16 protein-coding genes are annotated in these 15,533 nt (G+C 41.9%); 3 read left to right on the top strand and 13 right to left on the bottom strand.

Going from position 1 to position 15,533, the window contains the following annotated elements; translation table 11 throughout:
• Positions 1–111: 111 nt before the first annotated feature.
• Positions 112–1,134 carry a transposase gene (locus BAE46_RS06390; RefSeq protein WP_141567233.1) on the top strand — a complete coding sequence of 341 codons (1,023 nt, stop codon included), beginning with the start codon at positions 112–114 and terminating at the stop codon, positions 1,132–1,134.
• Here the strand turns inward: BAE46_RS06390 and purD are convergent.
• The 13 genes from purD to BAE46_RS06450 all read right to left on the bottom strand — a co-directional run bounded on the left by purD (position 1,073) and on the right by BAE46_RS06450 (position 14,237).
• Entirely contained in the window at positions 1,073–2,356 is a 1,284-nt protein-coding gene (gene purD / locus BAE46_RS06395; RefSeq protein WP_070112029.1) for a phosphoribosylamine--glycine ligase, read from the bottom strand. The two genes, BAE46_RS06390 and purD, sit on opposite strands and share 62 nt — an antisense overlap.
• 89 nt (positions 2,357–2,445) lie before the next feature.
• Positions 2,446–4,047, bottom strand: a complete 1,602-nt coding sequence (purH, locus tag BAE46_RS06400) for a bifunctional phosphoribosylaminoimidazolecarboxamide formyltransferase/IMP cyclohydrolase (RefSeq protein WP_070112031.1) — start codon at positions 4,045–4,047, stop codon at positions 2,446–2,448.
• Between the two features lie 162 nt (positions 4,048–4,209).
• Positions 4,210–4,503 carry a DNA-binding transcriptional regulator Fis gene (gene fis, locus BAE46_RS06405; RefSeq protein WP_006004472.1) on the bottom strand — a complete coding sequence of 98 codons (294 nt, stop codon included), beginning with the start codon at positions 4,501–4,503 and terminating at the stop codon, positions 4,210–4,212.
• 34 nt (positions 4,504–4,537) lie between these two features.
• Positions 4,538–5,536 (bottom strand): tRNA dihydrouridine synthase DusB, encoded by a 999-nt coding sequence (gene dusB / locus BAE46_RS06410; RefSeq protein ID WP_006004473.1) that lies wholly within the window; start codon positions 5,534–5,536, stop codon positions 4,538–4,540.
• 137 nt (positions 5,537–5,673) lie between these two features.
• Positions 5,674–6,558 carry a 50S ribosomal protein L11 methyltransferase gene (gene prmA, locus BAE46_RS06415; protein ID WP_006004474.1) on the bottom strand — a complete coding sequence of 295 codons (885 nt, stop codon included), beginning with the start codon at positions 6,556–6,558 and terminating at the stop codon, positions 5,674–5,676.
• A gap of 17 nt (positions 6,559–6,575) precedes the next feature.
• Complete coding sequence (locus tag BAE46_RS06420) at positions 6,576–8,084, bottom strand: S10 family peptidase (RefSeq protein ID WP_070112033.1); 1,509 nt, start codon at positions 8,082–8,084, stop codon at positions 6,576–6,578.
• A 17-nt stretch (positions 8,085–8,101) separates the two neighbouring features.
• The gene (locus BAE46_RS06425) at positions 8,102–8,287 is read right to left on the bottom strand and encodes a DUF6435 family protein (protein ID WP_006004477.1); all 186 of its coding nucleotides are present in this window, start codon (positions 8,285–8,287) and stop codon (positions 8,102–8,104) included.
• Positions 8,288–8,296: 9 nt separating this feature from the next.
• On the bottom strand, positions 8,297–8,674 hold the full coding sequence (locus BAE46_RS06430) for a hypothetical protein (protein ID WP_006004479.1): 378 nt from the start codon (positions 8,672–8,674) through the stop codon (positions 8,297–8,299).
• Between the two features lie 265 nt (positions 8,675–8,939).
• Positions 8,940–10,286, bottom strand: a complete 1,347-nt coding sequence (gene accC, locus BAE46_RS06435; protein ID WP_006004480.1) for an acetyl-CoA carboxylase biotin carboxylase subunit — start codon at positions 10,284–10,286, stop codon at positions 8,940–8,942.
• An 11-nt stretch (positions 10,287–10,297) separates the two neighbouring features.
• Positions 10,298–10,738 (bottom strand): acetyl-CoA carboxylase biotin carboxyl carrier protein, encoded by a 441-nt coding sequence (gene accB / locus BAE46_RS06440; RefSeq protein ID WP_006004482.1) that lies wholly within the window; start codon positions 10,736–10,738, stop codon positions 10,298–10,300.
• Positions 10,739–10,768: 30 nt separating this feature from the next.
• Positions 10,769–11,206: a type II 3-dehydroquinate dehydratase gene (gene aroQ, locus BAE46_RS06445; RefSeq protein WP_006004483.1), complete on the bottom strand. Its 438-nt coding sequence runs from the start codon at positions 11,204–11,206 to the stop codon at positions 10,769–10,771.
• Between the two features lie 320 nt (positions 11,207–11,526).
• Entirely contained in the window at positions 11,527–11,694 is a 168-nt protein-coding gene (locus BAE46_RS14770; RefSeq protein WP_171901011.1) for a hypothetical protein, read from the bottom strand.
• 224 nt (positions 11,695–11,918) lie between these two features.
• Entirely contained in the window at positions 11,919–14,237 is a 2,319-nt protein-coding gene (locus tag BAE46_RS06450; RefSeq protein ID WP_070112035.1) for a protein-disulfide reductase DsbD, read from the bottom strand.
• 293 nt (positions 14,238–14,530) lie between these two features.
• On the opposite strand from BAE46_RS06450, the gene BAE46_RS06455 reads away from it, so the two are divergent.
• Together BAE46_RS06455 and BAE46_RS06460 are read left to right on the top strand one after the other, a co-directional pair.
• Entirely contained in the window at positions 14,531–15,034 is a 504-nt protein-coding gene (locus tag BAE46_RS06455; RefSeq protein WP_006004490.1) for an FxsA family protein, read from the top strand.
• A 192-nt stretch (positions 15,035–15,226) separates the two neighbouring features.
• Entirely contained in the window at positions 15,227–15,517 is a 291-nt protein-coding gene (locus tag BAE46_RS06460) for a co-chaperone GroES (RefSeq protein ID WP_006004492.1), read from the top strand.
• Positions 15,518–15,533: the final 16 nt, after the last annotated feature.

The raw sequence follows: 15,533 nt of genomic DNA on the forward strand, positions 1-15,533 counted from the left end.
ACTGTCCAGAAGAGTTTTTATGCTGTTACTCTGGGCGAAAAGGCACATGTTGCGGAAAAACTAGACTACTGAACAGTAACAATACATCGGGTAAACGATTAGTCTTTTTGCATGACAATTGCACGCAAATACCTAATCAATTATGCAACAACATGCTTCTATCACTGCATTACAAGATGCGTGCGCCAAGGCTTCTTATTAAATTCACTTGAAATTAACGAAGGGCATTCTAATTATAGGAATGAATGGATCCAACGTCGATTGCTGTTCTTGTCTGATGTGTTTGCCATCGACCTGCTTTCCTTTGCGATAATGGATAACCATACTCACCTTGTGTTATTCGTAAATCTTGAATTATCGCAGCAATGGAGTAACGCGGAGGTGCTACAAAGATGGTCTAAAATTGGGAAATTATCCGTATTGTGTCAGTCATATTTACAGCGTGACTGGGGCGCTAAACTAAATGACGTTGAATTGACCGTAGTAATGAATGAAATTGATGAGTATCGGCGAAAGTTGACGGATATCAGTACTTTCATGAGCAGGTTTAATTGCTATGTAGCCAAAAGAGCCAATAAAGAAGATAAAATAAAAGGGCACTTTTGGGAAGCCAGGTTCAAAAGCCAAGCCCTACTTGACGCAAATGCAGTTTTATCATGTATGCAATATGTAGATTTAAATCCAATAAGAGCAAGAAAGTCGAAATCCCTTTTTGATTCGCACTTTACTAGTATTAAGTATCGCTTAGACAAGGCGGTCAACTGCGCCCAGACGCAAATGATACCATTACGAAAAACCTGTTCTTGCATGGTTTGTAGAGGATGTTTAAATATGTCTTTACAAGATTACATTGATAGATTGGAAAGTTTGATTGCTGATGTTAGTAAACATGAAGATTTTGCTGAACTAGATGACAACTGCAAAGACGGAGAAAACTGGGCTAATCGTTCCTTGGACTTCGAAAAGGCCTTTGAAATGAGTGCTGGAGAAAGTCAGCTTGTCGATATGTTTACTAAACAAGCTAGACTACTTTCAGGTCTACGAGAAGCGCAAACTAGCGCATTATGCGAAACTATTCTCTCTCGATTGCGCGATTACCAATATCGCTCCGAAAAAAAGAACCCTTACAGCTGATCTTTCTAATTTGTTTATAAGCCTGCGTTTGCGCTTCTTTAACCGTGTCACCTAGGCTGGTAACGCATAGAATTCGTCCGCCATTTGTTGACACAATACCTCTCATAAAGACGGTGCCAGCTTGAAACACTTTCGTATCTGTAGCGCGAAAGATATAATCTAAGCCAACGATGGGAATATTTTTTTCATAGCTGTCAGGATAACCACCAGAGGCTAACACCACACCAAGCGCAGCTTGAGTTGTGAAGTTTATCTCAGCTTTATCCAAATTACCTTCGCAGGCTAGCAAACAAAGCTCAACTAAATCTGACTCTAAACGCATCATAATTGGCTGGGTCTCAGGGTCTCCGAATCGGCAGTTAAATTCAATTACTTTTGGGCGACCTTGGGCGGTAATCATCAATCCAACGTAAAGTATGCCCTTGTAGGGATTCCCCTGTTCTATCATTCCATTTATGGTTGGGTAAACTATTTTATCCATAACTTTTTGATGAATTTCTGGCGTCACCACCGGTGCGGGAGAGTAAGCGCCCATGCCACCTGTGTTAGGACCAGTATCATTATTAAATGCCCTTTTATGATCTTGGCTGGTCGCAAAAGGAAGTGCATTTTTACCATCAACCATTACGATAAAACTAGCCTCTTCACCCGTTAAAAAGTCCTCGATCACTACGCGTCTACCTGCACCGTCGAGCGAGCCGCAGTCCATCATTTGAAAAACTGTCTCGCGAGCTTCTTTTTTAGTATTCGCTATTATTACTCCTTTGCCAGCGGCTAAGCCGTCTGCTTTTATGACAATTGGCATGCGTTTAGAATTTATGTAATCTATTGCTTCATCTATGTCATCAAAGGTTCTATGTTTAGCAGTTGGGATTTTATACTTGGCTAAAAAGTCCTTACTAAATGATTTAGAGCCCTCCAACTGGGCTGCTTTTTGGCTTGGACCAAAGATCTTAAGCCCATTTTGCTCGAATAGGTCAGTTATACCCATTACAAGAGGTTTTTCTGGACCAACAATGGTAAGTGAAATTTCTTCTTTCAAGGCAAATGCTAACAAACCATCCAAATCGTCTATTGCTAAATTTATTAGCTCAACTTTTTCTTCGTCCGCTATACCCGGGTTTCCTGGAGAAACAAATATTTGGTCTACAAGAGAAGATTGGGCGACTTTGTAAGCTATTGCATGTTCTCTGCCGCCGCCGCCGATGATTAAAATTTTCATATTTATCTTTCTACCTATTACAGTTGGACGATTAAGAGTTACCCTATCCATAACTTTGCCATTGTTGTTGCTAAACAGTCTAGATGTTGCTAATGCTTAAAATGACGCATGCCGGTAAAGACCATCGCAATACCGTGTTCATTCGCCGCTGCTATCACTTCATTGTCTCGCATTGAACCACCAGGCTGTATAACAGCCTTAATTCCTGCGGCAGCGGCGGCGTCTATGCCGTCTCTAAATGGGAAAAATGCGTCAGATGCCATTACGCAGCCTTCTACCGTTAATCCCTCATCTTGCGCTTTTATGCCAGCTATCTTAGCTGAATAAACTCGGCTCATTTGACCAGCGCCAACCCCAATTGTCATAGTGTCTTTACTATAAACGATAGCGTTAGATTTTACATATTTAGCCACTTTCCAAGCAAATAATAAATCGCTTATTTGTGAATCACTTGGGGCTACGTCGGTCACCACTGTCAAATCATCAATGTCGACCATACCAAAGTCGCGTTCTTGTACAAGTAAGCCTCCATTTACTCTTTTAAAGTCAAACTCATCAGTTAACTGACCTTGCCAATCACCGCACTCTAGTAAGCGAATATTCGCTTTTTTCGCAATTACTTTACATGCGGCATCGCTTATTGATGGTGCGATGATGACTTCTACAAATTGGCTTTCAATTATGGCAGTGGCGGTTACTTCGTCCAACTCTCGATTAAACGCTATTATGCCGCCAAATGCCGAGGTTGGGTCTGTTTTAAAAGCTTTGGAATAGGCCTCTAATATACTCTCCCCTAGTGCAGCACCGCATGGATTTGCATGTTTCACAATCACACATGCCGGCTCTTCAAACTCTTTTACACATTCTAAAGCCGCATCTGTGTCTGCTATGTTGTTGAATGAAAGCTCTTTGCCTTGCAGTTGTTTTGCTGTGGCAACTGAGGATTCTTGAATATTGTGCTCTACATAAAAAGCAGCATTTTGATGGCTATTTTCACCATATCTTAAGTCTTGCTTTTTGACCATTTGTAAATTGAGTGTTCTTCCAAAAGAACTGCGTTTATGTGTGCAACTATCGTGGCAAGTATGTGCTGCATCTTCAATCATTGTACCGAGGTAGTTTGCTACCATACCATCGTATCTTGCAGTGTGCTCGAATGCTTTTACGGCTAATGAGTATCTAGTTGCATAGCTTATTCCAGAAGGGTCTAAGTTTAACTCATCCAAAATTGTTAAATAGTCATTAGGTTCTACAACAATAGTAACGTCTTTAAAATTCTTGGCCGAGGCTCTAACCATCGCTGGGCCGCCAATGTCGATATTTTCAATGGCATCTTCAAAGCTGCAATCGGGGTTTGACACTGTCTCAGCAAATGGATACAGATTAACCACAACTAAATCAATGGCTTGAATTTCATGTTTCTGCATTACGTTCGCATCTATGTCTCTTCTACCAAGAATTCCACCATGGATCTTGGGATGTAGTGTTTTAACGCGCCCATCCATTATTTCAGGGTGGCCAGTATGTTCACTAACGTCTTTAACAGTCAAGCCTTCTTGGCGCAGAAGCGATGCAGTTCCACCGGTTGATAAAATTTCAATATCCATGCTCGCAAGTGACTTAGCGAACTCAACAATCCCCGTTTTATCAGAAACACTAATTAGCGCCCTAGTAATAGTAGTATTTTGCATTGGTTACTCGATAGTATGTGTAATTTTTTAAAAGTCTGGACAGTCTGGATTTTAATAATCAACTCAGCCGAGTAAGTTCTAAAAGTAAAAAGCTGGACAGTCTAGATTTTAGTTTTCCAAAAAAAAGAGCGTTATCATACGCTCTTTTTTTAAAATACGAAGTTAGCCTAATCCGTATTGCTTTAGCTTTTTACGGAGTGTTCCTCTGTTTATACCCATAAGGTTGGCAGCACGGGTTTGATTGCCCCTAGTATACGTCATTACTTCTTCTAGAAGAGGTGCTTCTATTTCCGCTAACACCAATTCATATAAGTTGTCGATGTCTTGATTATTAAGTTCTTTTAGATACTTGTTTACAGCTTGTTTCACAGAAGAGCGCAATGGCTTTTGGGCATTTGCCTGTGATGGCGTCGTCACTGTTGTTGTAAAGGGTGAGGTAAGGTTTTGATCGAACATATATTTGAGAGCTCTCTTTGGTTATTCCATGTAACTAAGCTGCGTTGCAAGGATTGTAGTTAACTTGCTTTGACAACAATGAAAAAAATTCTTCTAGTGCCTCTATCTGGAGAACACCTTCGTCTATTTTATTGAATCTGCGACGAAATTCCTTTTCAGGATCGTACGAGTCCAGATACCATCCAACATGTTTGCGCGCTATCCGAACGCCCATATTAAGACCATATAGGTCATAGATATCGTGAACGTGCCGTATGGATATCACCGCCATCTCTTGTGGTGATGGCTTTTCTAGCTGAATTCCTTGTGATAAAAAATGCTCTATTTGCCTAAAAATCCACGGATTTCCTTGTGCAGCCCTGCCAATCATTATCCCGTCAGCACCGGTGTAATGTAAAACTTCCTTTGCTTGTAAAGCGTTTTTAATATCCCCATTGGCGATGACCGGAATGCTCACATTTGCCTTTATTGCCTTTATGGTGTCGTACTCTGCATGGCCTTTGAACATGCATGTTCTCGTTCTGCCGTGTACTGCAATAGACACAATACCTTTATCTTGCGCTATTTTAGCGATGTGTATTCCGTTTCGATTATCTACGTCCCAACCGGTTCTAATTTTCAGGGTGACCGGTACATCAACGGACTTAACCACTGCATCCAAAATGTTAGCTACTAACTCAGGTTGTTGCAATAACGCCGAACCCGCTAGTTTCTTATTTACTTTTTTTGCAGGGCAACCCATATTGATATCAATAATTTGAGCACCCCTTTCGACATTAAATTGCGCCGCTTCTGCCATCAAAGAAGGCTCACTGCCGGCAATTTGAATAGAACGAATGCCCGACTCACCCTCATGGTTCATACGATTTAGTGATTTTGCTGTTTTCCAAACCTTTGGATTTGAAGACAGCATTTCTGAAACCACTAAGCCTGCCCCCATTTCTGAGCATAAACGCCTAAAGGGTCTGTCAGTTACACCCGCCATAGGAGCCAATATTAAATTGTTTTTTAATGTGTAGGGTCCTATTCGCATACCACAACCTTTATATTGGATTCATGATCTAATGGAGCGTAGAAACGAACGCCATCCCGAGCGGGGCAGTATAGTACTTATTTTTGCTTTATTTGTGAAGGTTAATATTTAAACAAAATATTATTTTTCAGCTTGACTTACTGCTTTTTTTTCAAGGCACTAAGCCTGACCCACTCGCCTTCAAGTGTGGCAGGGTCAAAAATAAATTGGTTTTCATAGACTTGAACAACTGACTCGTATTGTTCTTGTAATATACCTGACATAACGAGCATGCCCGCATTTTTACAATAATTTGAAATTGTGTCAGATAATTCCTTAAGCGGCGCCGATAAAATATTGGCAATAACTATATCGGCTTCTAAATTGGGTTGGTTTTGTGGAAGATATAATGACAACCTGTCTTCAACGCTATTTCTTTGAGCGTTATCTTTGCTAGCTATTAAGGCTTGAGGGTCAATATCTATGCCAATAACTTCTTTAGCGCCTAATTTTAAGGCCGCAATTGCTAATATTCCAGAGCCACACCCGAAATCAACCAGCACTTTATCGACTAAATCGACGCTGTCTAGCCATTCTAAGCATAATCTTGTGGTGGGGTGTGTGCCTGTTCCAAATGCAAGTCCTGGATCGAGTTTAATGTTAACGGCGTTAATATCGGGTATGTCATGCCAACTAGGGCATATCCATAGCCGCTTACCGAACTTCATAGGATGAAAATCTTTCATCCATTCTCTTTCCCAATTTTTATCTTCAAGCTGATCTACCGCAATCTCATTAGTATCAATAAAGCGATACTGCTTAAGAATAGCGCTTATTACTGGTTTTAAATCTTCCTGTGCATCATATAAAGCGATAACTTGCGTGTCAGGCCACAGCAATATCTGACCAGGTTTGGGCTCATACATTGGAGTGTCTTTTGCATCAACAAACGTTACCGCCTGCGCATTTAATTCCGTGAAAAAGTCAGCTAAAGCCTCAGCATGATCGGCCTCAACATTGATTTTTATTTGCTGCCAAGCCATATCAGAACACCTAAAGATTAATTCGTGTAAATGGATAGAAACGCGCGCATATCGTCAGCAAGCTTCTTCAAAGAGGGGTGATGAATATACATCATGTGACCTGATTCATAATACTTCATTGTAATACGTTGTGTATCAAACCCGCTTCTATTAAATGAATATTCAGTTGCAAAGAAAGGGGTGGCTAGATCGTAATAACCATTTGCAACAAATATTCTAAAAGAAGGGTTTTGGCGCTGTGCTCTGGATAAAAAATGTCCTGTGTTCAAATATCCTTGGCTGCGAGCACTTCCTTCATATAGCCAGTCCCAGTTTGAAAATACCTCGCCTGATAGGATATTGTAACGCTGCTGTCTTAGAATATTTAAATCGCTAGCAAGATAGGTCTGCATTGCTACGGTATACGCACCGTCTATTGCGTAACTAGATGGATCGGTGTCAAAACGGGCTTCCACATTACTAGCGTCAACGCCTAAGTAGCGACTGTCTAGTCGGCCTACGCTGAGGCCCCTGTCGCGCAGAAGCTCTTTCATAAACAACATTTCATCTATTCTTAAGTTTGTTTGCTCCAGATACTTCTTACTGAGGCCCGTGTACTCGTGCAGTCTATCAACTACATTTGTAAACGCTTCCTTTGAAACATTCTGGCCAAGAATGAGCGCTGAAGCATATTCGGTCATGGCGAAGGTTCTGACTTCTTCTATAAAGGTAGGTAGATCCGCATAGTTTTCTTTATTCGGCAGTGCGTTATGATACCAAGCCGTGGCGGCATAAGTTGGCAAAAATGTGATGAAAGGTAAGTCGTTACCCGTATTGAAGTCTCCTGCTTGAAAATCGACAATACTTGAAATTAAGAATACGCCGTTAAGGTCTATACTTCCCCACCCCTCTTGGAGTTCCTTTACCATTACCGCTGCGCGCGTTGTACCATAGCTTTCGCCGGCTAGATATTTGGGTGAATTCCAGCGCTGATACTTAGTGATAAATTGGCGAACAAAATCTGACATTATTTCAGCGTCTTGGCGCACGCCCCAGAAGTCTTTACCTTCATACTCACCAAGGGCTGTTGAATAACCTGTTCCCACAGGGTCAATAAACACCATGTCAGCGATGTCGAGTAAGGTTAACGCATTTTCTTTTAGTGTGTACGGTGGCGCAGGTACCGCTTGCGCGTCGCTGGGGATTTGGACTATTTTGGGCCCAAAAACTCCAAGATGTAACCAAACGCTCGATGAGCCGGGGCCGCCATTAAAAACAAATATTAAGGGACGTTCCGATGTATTTTTAACATCGCTTCTAAAATAGGCAGTGCTAAATATAGAGGCTTTTGGTTTTCCTTTACTATCTTTTAGTGCGGTGTCGCCAGCTACTGCAATGTAGTTTAGCTTTCCATTTTTCCCACGAATACTATGTTTTGTTTCAACCAAATCAAATGGAAGTATGCCTACCTCATCTGATTTTGCTATAAGTGAAGTAGTAACCAGTGTTACAAATAAAAAGCTAATTAAAATTTTTTTTACCATCATGACGACCCGTAACCTTTTTATTTATTTGCTTCGTTTGCCTTCTTAATCGTGTCGATTTGTTTTGACAATTCCTCAGCCTGCGATGTTATTTGTGCATACAATCTCATATCACCTTTACGCTGTGCATCGACTCCTTTTTGAAGTAGTTGATCATGCTGGCGCTGTAGTTTTTTTGTGGGGTCAGACTTAAATAATCCAAACATTGTAATACCTTATAGTTTTAGTAGAGATTCTATATACGACTTAAACTCAGTCTTGATTACTTTTATATTGGAAGACGCATTAATAGCGGCTGTCTTCTCGATAACTTGCAGGAATTCACTCAACTCTTCTTGTTGAGAATCAGTTAGCTTACTGACCAATATCTTTGCTTGTTGAGCACTTAAATCGAGATTGCGTTTATTTGCCGCCTTTCTGTTGTATTTTTGCCACTCAGCGTTGTAACTACTCATCAAGCGCTCTGGAAAATGCTGTAGATCGTATACGTCTGAGTGCAAGTTAACGATATCATTTTTTTCATCAAATATGTATCTGTAAGTAAAAACTGTATAAATATCAGTGATTTTAGTCTGTTTACTTTTTAGTGTCATAAGCTATCTTTATTTGTATTTGATAAGTGTGGACAGTCTAGATTTAAACTTATTAAAGCTGGAAAAGGTTTTAAAAAAATCCAAGTTAGTTCCAAAGCTTCATTCTAGACTGTCCAGAATGAAGAGTTATGCTTTAGACTGTCCAAACTAAATGCTGTCTATGGTTGACCACCAGACAGTCTAGCGTGAGTCGTCTAACGTGACTCCAGTGCGAAAGAACCATGACTTTTGGGCACAAAAGAGCCAGCTTTAGCTGGCTTCGGGTTTATTTCTCTTTCTCGAGTTTTCGTTCCAAATAATGGATGTTGGTGCCGCCGTTAAAGAAGTTTTCGTCTTTCATAATTCGCTTTTGTAGCGATACGTTAGTCTTAATGCCGTCTATCACGAGTTCATTTAAGGCGTGGCGCATTCTGGCTATAGCCTCATCACGACTCTCACCAAAGGTAATTAATTTGCCAATCATAGAGTCATAATAAGGCGGTACAGTATAGCCTGAGTAAATATGTGACTCCCAGCGTACCCCTAATCCACCGGGTGCATGAAACGTGGTTATTTTGCCTGGACTGGGAATAAATGTCTCAGAGTCTTCTGCGTTTATACGACACTCTATGGCATGGCCACGCACTTTTATTTGCGACTGCTCTATCGACAATGGCTGCCCTGCGGCAATGCGCAGCTGCTCTTTAATAAGATCAACGCCGGTGACCATTTCGGTAACGGGATGCTCTACCTGAATTCGGGTATTCATTTCGATAAAAAAGAACTCGCCGTTTTCATATAAAAACTCAAAAGTACCTGCACCGCGATAGTTTATTTCAAGACAGGCGCGTCGGCAGCGCTCACCAATTTTTTCGCGCATTGAATCTGAAATGCCTGGAGCAGGGGCCTCTTCAACCACTTTTTGATGGCGCCTTTGCATAGAGCAGTCACGCTCGCCTAAGTGAATTGCATTGCCTTGACCGTCGGCTAAGATCTGAATTTCAATATGGCGGGGATTCTCTAAAAATTTCTCCATATATACCACGTCATTATTAAACGCGGCTCCAGCTTCTGCTTTGGTTGTGCGAATGGCTTCGTCTAACTCGGCTTCGCTGCGCACAACACGCATGCCGCGTCCACCGCCACCGCCTGCTGACTTTACAATCATGGGGTAGCCAATGCGTTTCGCAATGGCTTTATTTTTCTCAATATCGTCGCCTAAAGGCCCGTCTGAACCCGGCACGCATGGCACACCTGCTTTTCGCATAGACGCTATAGCGGATACTTTGTCGCCCATAAGGCTGATCGTTTCAGCTCGTGGTCCAATAAACACGAATCCGCTTTTTTCCACGGCTTCAGCAAACTCAGCATTTTCTGATAAAAATCCATAGCCTGGATGAATAGCAATTGAGTTAGTCACCTCGGCCGCAGCAATTAACCGTGGAATATTTAAGTAGCTTTCTTTTGCAGGCGCACTGCCAATGCAAATGGATTCATCAGCTAACAGCACGTGCTTTAAGCTTCTATCCGCGGTGGAATGAGCCGCAACGGTTTTTATGCCGAGTTCTTTGCAGGCGCGAAGTATACGCAGCGCTATTTCTCCACGGTTCGCTATTAATACTTTATCCAACATAGTGGCGCCCTTTATTCAATAACGAAAAGTGGTTGGTCAAATTCGACCGATTCTTGATTTCCAACTAATATTTCTTTGACCACCCCGTTTTTGTCACACTCTATTTGGTTCATCATTTTCATGGCTTCGATGATGCATAAAGTATCGCCCACGCTCACCGCTTGACCTATTTCAACGAAGGCTTTTGCTTCTGGAGAAGAAGAGCGATAAAACGTACCTACCATAGGCGATTTTAATACATGACCGGTTGTAACTGGTGTCACTTCTGCGGCCACGGGAGCTAAGGGCGCTGCGGGAGGAGGTGCCATGTGAGAAGGATAAGCAAAAGGTGCTTGGCTAGCACTGCTGCCTCTATGAATACGCACTGACTCCTCGCCCTCAGTGATCTCTAACTCAGAAATGCCTGATTCTTCGACTAGCTCAATGAGCTTTTTAATTTTTCTTATGTCCATCACTATGCCTTTTAATGTAATCGTCGTTTGTTAGGAATGTTGTAATTGTTTTATCAGTGCGTCAAGCGCATATTCGTAACCATTTGCGCCTAAGCCCACTATGGTGCCTATGGCGATGTCTGAAAAATAAGAATGATGCCGAAATGCTTCACGTTTGTGAACGTTTGACAAATGTACTTCAATAAATGGAATGTTTACGCTTAATAAAGCGTCACGCAGGGCAACGCTGGTATGGGTAAACGCAGCAGGGTTGATAATAATGCCATTGACATCTGCCGCGCTTGCGTGAATTTTGTCTATCAGCACATGTTCTGAATTTGACTGCACACAAACAAGCTGAACATCCTTTGCTTGCGCGGCAGTGGACAGTGTTCTTTCAATGTCAGCAAGCGTTCTAGAGCCATAAACATCAGGTTCGCGCTTCCCCAGCATATTCAAATTTGGCCCATTTAATAACAATATTTGCATGTACGTTCTTACTTGTTGTGGTCATTGCATGTCAACTGACTGGCAAGACAAGGTTTGGGTAGTAATGTTATTATCAATCTCATTTGCACTTGTTAAAATTAATCTAGCTAAAGTAGCACACTTGCCAGCATGTTTTCAGCAAAATACTGGTCTAATCAGCGACGTTAGCTGATATTGAGCGTTTTTGTGAGCCCATTTTGACATGCGCGGACATGATTTTTCAATCGCAAACTAAAATAGCCACTATTATTTTAGCGTGTGCGGCACCGAAAATTTGATATTGACAGGGTAAAACCAGTGCAATACGCAAGCTTTCGTTTTTACATCAACAGGCTAGTGCGCACGCGTCGCGCACTAGCCGCACTAACTGCAATAGATGACCAAGCATTATTATTGATTGACAAACGCTTAGTGTAATGAAGATGATAGGCAGTGGCAGGGCAGATTTTCGCAAAAAGACGGTCGTCTTCGATAATAGAAATGTGCATGGCTTGTCTCCTATCTAATATCGAATAGACGAGCAAGATTAGCTGAAACAAGCGGTTTCTCAACGCTGGTTTATTATATCCTCCGGTGCGTTGATTTTTTTGCGCCCGCTATAAGAGTGCTGGCACTAAGTGCCACCAAGCTTGCTAACGTAACTGAAATCATCTAGCGCGTAGATTATTTCGTTTACTTAACTATGAAGTTATCGTAAGCATTGCCTAAAAGTTTAGCTTTTAGGCAATGTATTTTTTGCGTGGTCTGCAAAGACGTCAGCTTTCATAAAGCCAGTTACTCTTGCGCGCTCAAGTTCAATACCTTGTTGATTAAAAAACATGATGGTGGGCAGGCCTACTATGCCAAATTGCTCTTGAAATTCGAAGTTACTCGGGGTGTTGTCGGTTAAATCTAGCTGCATCCAAACAGCCTGTGAGAGGGCATCAACTACTTGGGGTGCAGGGAATGTATACGTTTCAAACTCTTTACAGGCAACGCACCAGTCAGCATACAAGTCTAGCATAACGGGCTTGCCTTGTTCATTTGCTTCATTCAGTTTTTGTCTAAAGTCGGCTAAATCACGCACCACCATAAATTCTGGATGTTCAAATGCGTTGCTGCCAGTGCCTTGGGCACCCGAACCTGCGTTATTGCTAATGATGGTGGGGATCAAATCAACTTTTTGCAGCGCTTGAATGCTGAAAATAATCACAAATACCAAACCACCTAAGCTAATTGTAGTGCGTAGACCCTTGGCAAAACTCATTTGCGTATTTTGATTTACTGTATACCAGTAGGCAAAAAGCCCTAAGCCTAATGCAGCCCATAATAAATCGGTCCAATCTGCCACAATAAAGCGTTCAACAAACAAGATCGCCACAGTGAGCATCATAAAGCCAAACGTGACTTTTATAACGTTCATCCATGCGCCTGCTTTGGGCAATAATTTACCGCCGGTTATACCAAATAATATCAGCGGAATGCCCATGCCTATGCTAAGGGCGTACAGTGAGAAAAACCCAAAGGCCAAGCTATCGCTTTGGGCCACCACGATTAATACGGCCGTTAAGGGGGCTGTGGTGCAAGGCGAGGCTACGAGTCCCGCCACTATGCCCATTACGAAAACGCCAAAGAAGTTACCCTGTTTTTGCTCATCGCTAAGGCTATTAAGCTTATTTTGCCACTTTGAAGGCATCTGAATTTCGTATAAGCCAAACATAGCCAAAGCAAGCACCACAAACAGCACAATAAAAATGACTAAGAGCACAGGATGCTGCAAGGCGGCTTGAAAGCGCACGCCAGCCGAGGCCACAATAAGCCCAATGATTGAGTAGGTAATTGCCATACCTTGCACAAATACAAAACTAAGGGCGAAGGCATGCGAGGTTTTAAGCTGTTTTTTCCCCTTGCCTAGTACAATGCTCGATAAAATAGGGTACATCGGATAAACGCAGGGCGTGAACGCAAGGCCTAAACCAAGTAGGGTGAGTAAGCCTAAGCTTATAAAGATACTCTGATCTGAAAGCAGTTTTTCGGCTAACGTAAACTGCTCAGACACGGGCGCAGAATTATCCACTAGTGGCATTCTTTGAGGTGCAATTACGCCAATATTATTAGCATCAAGTGTTACGCTTATGGACTGATAGCAGATATTTTCATTAGCACAGCCGGCAAAAAACAAATCAACCATTGGCGGTGCTTGTGACTGTGAGTCGGTACTAATAATGGGAAAAGTGACGCTGACCTTGTCATAAAATACATCGGTGATGCCGGTGGGCGTTAAGGCTTGTTTAACGTAGCCTGTTTTACTTTTCTCTCCTGGGGTAGAAAGCCCTTCATTATCAGACTTTTCATTGTCAAGCTCTTCATTGTCAAGGAATAGCGGTTCACCAAATTCATGAATAAATGACTCGATACTGATACTGTCTTTACGTAAAAAATAACCTGGGGCAGTACTTAAATCAAACACCAGTTCGGTGCTAGTTGATTGCACTAAAGCAGCTGTAAAAGCCTGTTCTGGCGACAGCAGTCCGGTACTAAAAGCGTCTAAAAACACCACTTTTGTGGTGGGTGGGTAACACAAACCTGCTTTTGCACAGCCTTGAAAGCGAATTTTTATAGAACCGTCTTGCTGTGCCTTTATTATAGGGTAGACCATTTGCATGTCGTCAAAGAAAACGTCAGACAAGCCAAAAAATTCATCTTCTATTTGTTCATGCGCAGGATAAAGGGGCTCACCTACAAGGGCGTTTTTGCCTGCCGCTTTGAACTGCCTCTTATATAAGTAGTAGCCATCGGCAATGGTCCATTTAACAATAAGTTTGCCGTTTTGTTGTTCAAAATCAAAGCCAAAGGCCTCGTCAACTTTGAGAAAAGTAGGGGAGTCGCTAAAAATAGATTCAGGCGTGGTTTGCGCGCTAGTGAAACCCGATACGCCTAAAGTACTAAGCATTAGTGCAAATATGAACGCCAGCATAATGCCAGCGCGTTGACAAAATGCCATGTGTGGCTTGAGTGCTAAGATATAATGGCTTTGAGCGAGTTTTTGCACGCCTATTCCTTTTAAAAACGATTGGTAGTATTGTAATAGTAGTGTGGATAACACTTGATTACTGTTACGTTTTGGTCGTGTTAGGTAGCGCTGTGTCTGGGTCGCCGTTGTTTTATTACCAGTGCTATATAGGTGAATATAGATGCATAAATACTATGAAAGATGCCAAGCGGCTAGCATATCATACTCAATTGACGCCGGGTTAGATTGAAATATTTATAGGTGTCCCAATTTATGTGTGTAGGAGGCAGGCACTTCACCTTTTTACACAGTATGTTACACAAGGAGCATTAATGCTTATATTGTTCACTTTATTCGTGGTTTTGCCTATTGCTGAAATAATACTGCTCATTAATGTATCTGGCAGTATTGGCGGCTTGAACACATTCTTAATCGTTATCGTTACCGCTGCATTTGGCGCTTATTTCGTGCGTCAACAAGGGTTTTCCTTACTGCAGCAAATTCAAACAAAACTACGCGCCGGCGAAGCACCAAGTACCGAAATGGCTGAAGCAGCATTGTTGTTAGTTGCCGGTGTGTTGCTAATTACCCCTGGGTTTATTACCGATATACTTGGGTTTTTATTTACATTGCCGTTTAGTCGCGCCCCTATCGCCGAGTTTTTAATGCGAAAAATACCCATCATGCAGGCAGGTGGTGCGCATTTCAGTCAAAGCGGTTTCAATACCCGTCCTACCGGCAGGCCATTTAATGAGGGCAAAACCGATGACGGCGATATTATTGACGGCGAGTTCACCGACAAGACCCAAAGTGATGATAAAAATCGTTTAAATTAATTATTTTTCATTGTCTGCCCTTGAGATCGCCTTCCTAAGCCCCACCTCCTTTTTACAATAGACAATGACATTATTTAAATCGTTTTTTTTATTTGCCGTTCGCAAAAAGAAAATGGCTAGAATAAGGCCATAATGCTTTGTTCTATCGTTATATAAACAACTTTTTTAGTAACAATTCTGGAGATTTGAAAAATGGCAATTCGTCCCTTACACGACCGCGTAATAATCAAGCGCGAAGAAGTAGAAAGCAAGTCAGCTGGTGGCATCGTATTAACAGGCTCTGCCGCCGAAAAGTCAACGCGCGGTAAAGTTATTGCGGTAGGCAAAGGTCGTATCTTAGACAACGGTAACCTGCAACCTTTGGATGTAAAAGTAGGCGACAGCGTAATTTTCAGCGAAGGCTACGGCGTTAAAACTGAAAAGTTAGACGGTGAAGAAGTACTAATATTAAGTGAAAACGACATTTTAGCGATTGTTGAATAAACCCTATTCAGCATAT

Source organism: Glaciecola punicea (genome assembly GCF_001756615.1).
In the GTDB taxonomy this organism is placed as follows: domain Bacteria; phylum Pseudomonadota; class Gammaproteobacteria; order Enterobacterales; family Alteromonadaceae; genus Glaciecola; species Glaciecola punicea.

What these genes read in the sequence shown, in the direction of transcription:
- BAE46_RS06390 (WP_141567233.1), top strand. Translation starts at nt 112, where the DNA reads ATGACAATTGCACGCAAATACCTAATCAATTATGCAACAACATGCTTC.
- purD (WP_070112029.1), bottom strand. Translation starts at nt 2,356, where the DNA reads ATGAAAATTTTAATCATCGGCGGCGGCGGCAGAGAACATGCAATAGCT.
- purH (WP_070112031.1), bottom strand. Translation starts at nt 4,047, where the DNA reads ATGCAAAATACTACTATTACTAGGGCGCTAATTAGTGTTTCTGATAAA.
- fis (WP_006004472.1), bottom strand. Translation starts at nt 4,503, where the DNA reads ATGTTCGATCAAAACCTTACCTCACCCTTTACAACAACAGTGACGACG.
- dusB (WP_006004473.1), bottom strand. Translation starts at nt 5,536, where the DNA reads ATGCGAATAGGACCCTACACATTAAAAAACAATTTAATATTGGCTCCT.
- prmA (WP_006004474.1), bottom strand. Translation starts at nt 6,558, where the DNA reads ATGGCTTGGCAGCAAATAAAAATCAATGTTGAGGCCGATCATGCTGAG.
- BAE46_RS06420 (WP_070112033.1), bottom strand. Translation starts at nt 8,084, where the DNA reads ATGATGGTAAAAAAAATTTTAATTAGCTTTTTATTTGTAACACTGGTT.
- BAE46_RS06425 (WP_006004477.1), bottom strand. Translation starts at nt 8,287, where the DNA reads ATGTTTGGATTATTTAAGTCTGACCCCACAAAAAAACTACAGCGCCAG.
- BAE46_RS06430 (WP_006004479.1), bottom strand. Translation starts at nt 8,674, where the DNA reads ATGACACTAAAAAGTAAACAGACTAAAATCACTGATATTTATACAGTT.
- accC (WP_006004480.1), bottom strand. Translation starts at nt 10,286, where the DNA reads ATGTTGGATAAAGTATTAATAGCGAACCGTGGAGAAATAGCGCTGCGT.
- accB (WP_006004482.1), bottom strand. Translation starts at nt 10,738, where the DNA reads ATGGACATAAGAAAAATTAAAAAGCTCATTGAGCTAGTCGAAGAATCA.
- aroQ (WP_006004483.1), bottom strand. Translation starts at nt 11,206, where the DNA reads ATGCAAATATTGTTATTAAATGGGCCAAATTTGAATATGCTGGGGAAG.
- BAE46_RS14770 (WP_171901011.1), bottom strand. Translation starts at nt 11,694, where the DNA reads ATGCACATTTCTATTATCGAAGACGACCGTCTTTTTGCGAAAATCTGC.
- BAE46_RS06455 (WP_006004490.1), top strand. Translation starts at nt 14,531, where the DNA reads ATGCTTATATTGTTCACTTTATTCGTGGTTTTGCCTATTGCTGAAATA.
- BAE46_RS06460 (WP_006004492.1), top strand. Translation starts at nt 15,227, where the DNA reads ATGGCAATTCGTCCCTTACACGACCGCGTAATAATCAAGCGCGAAGAA.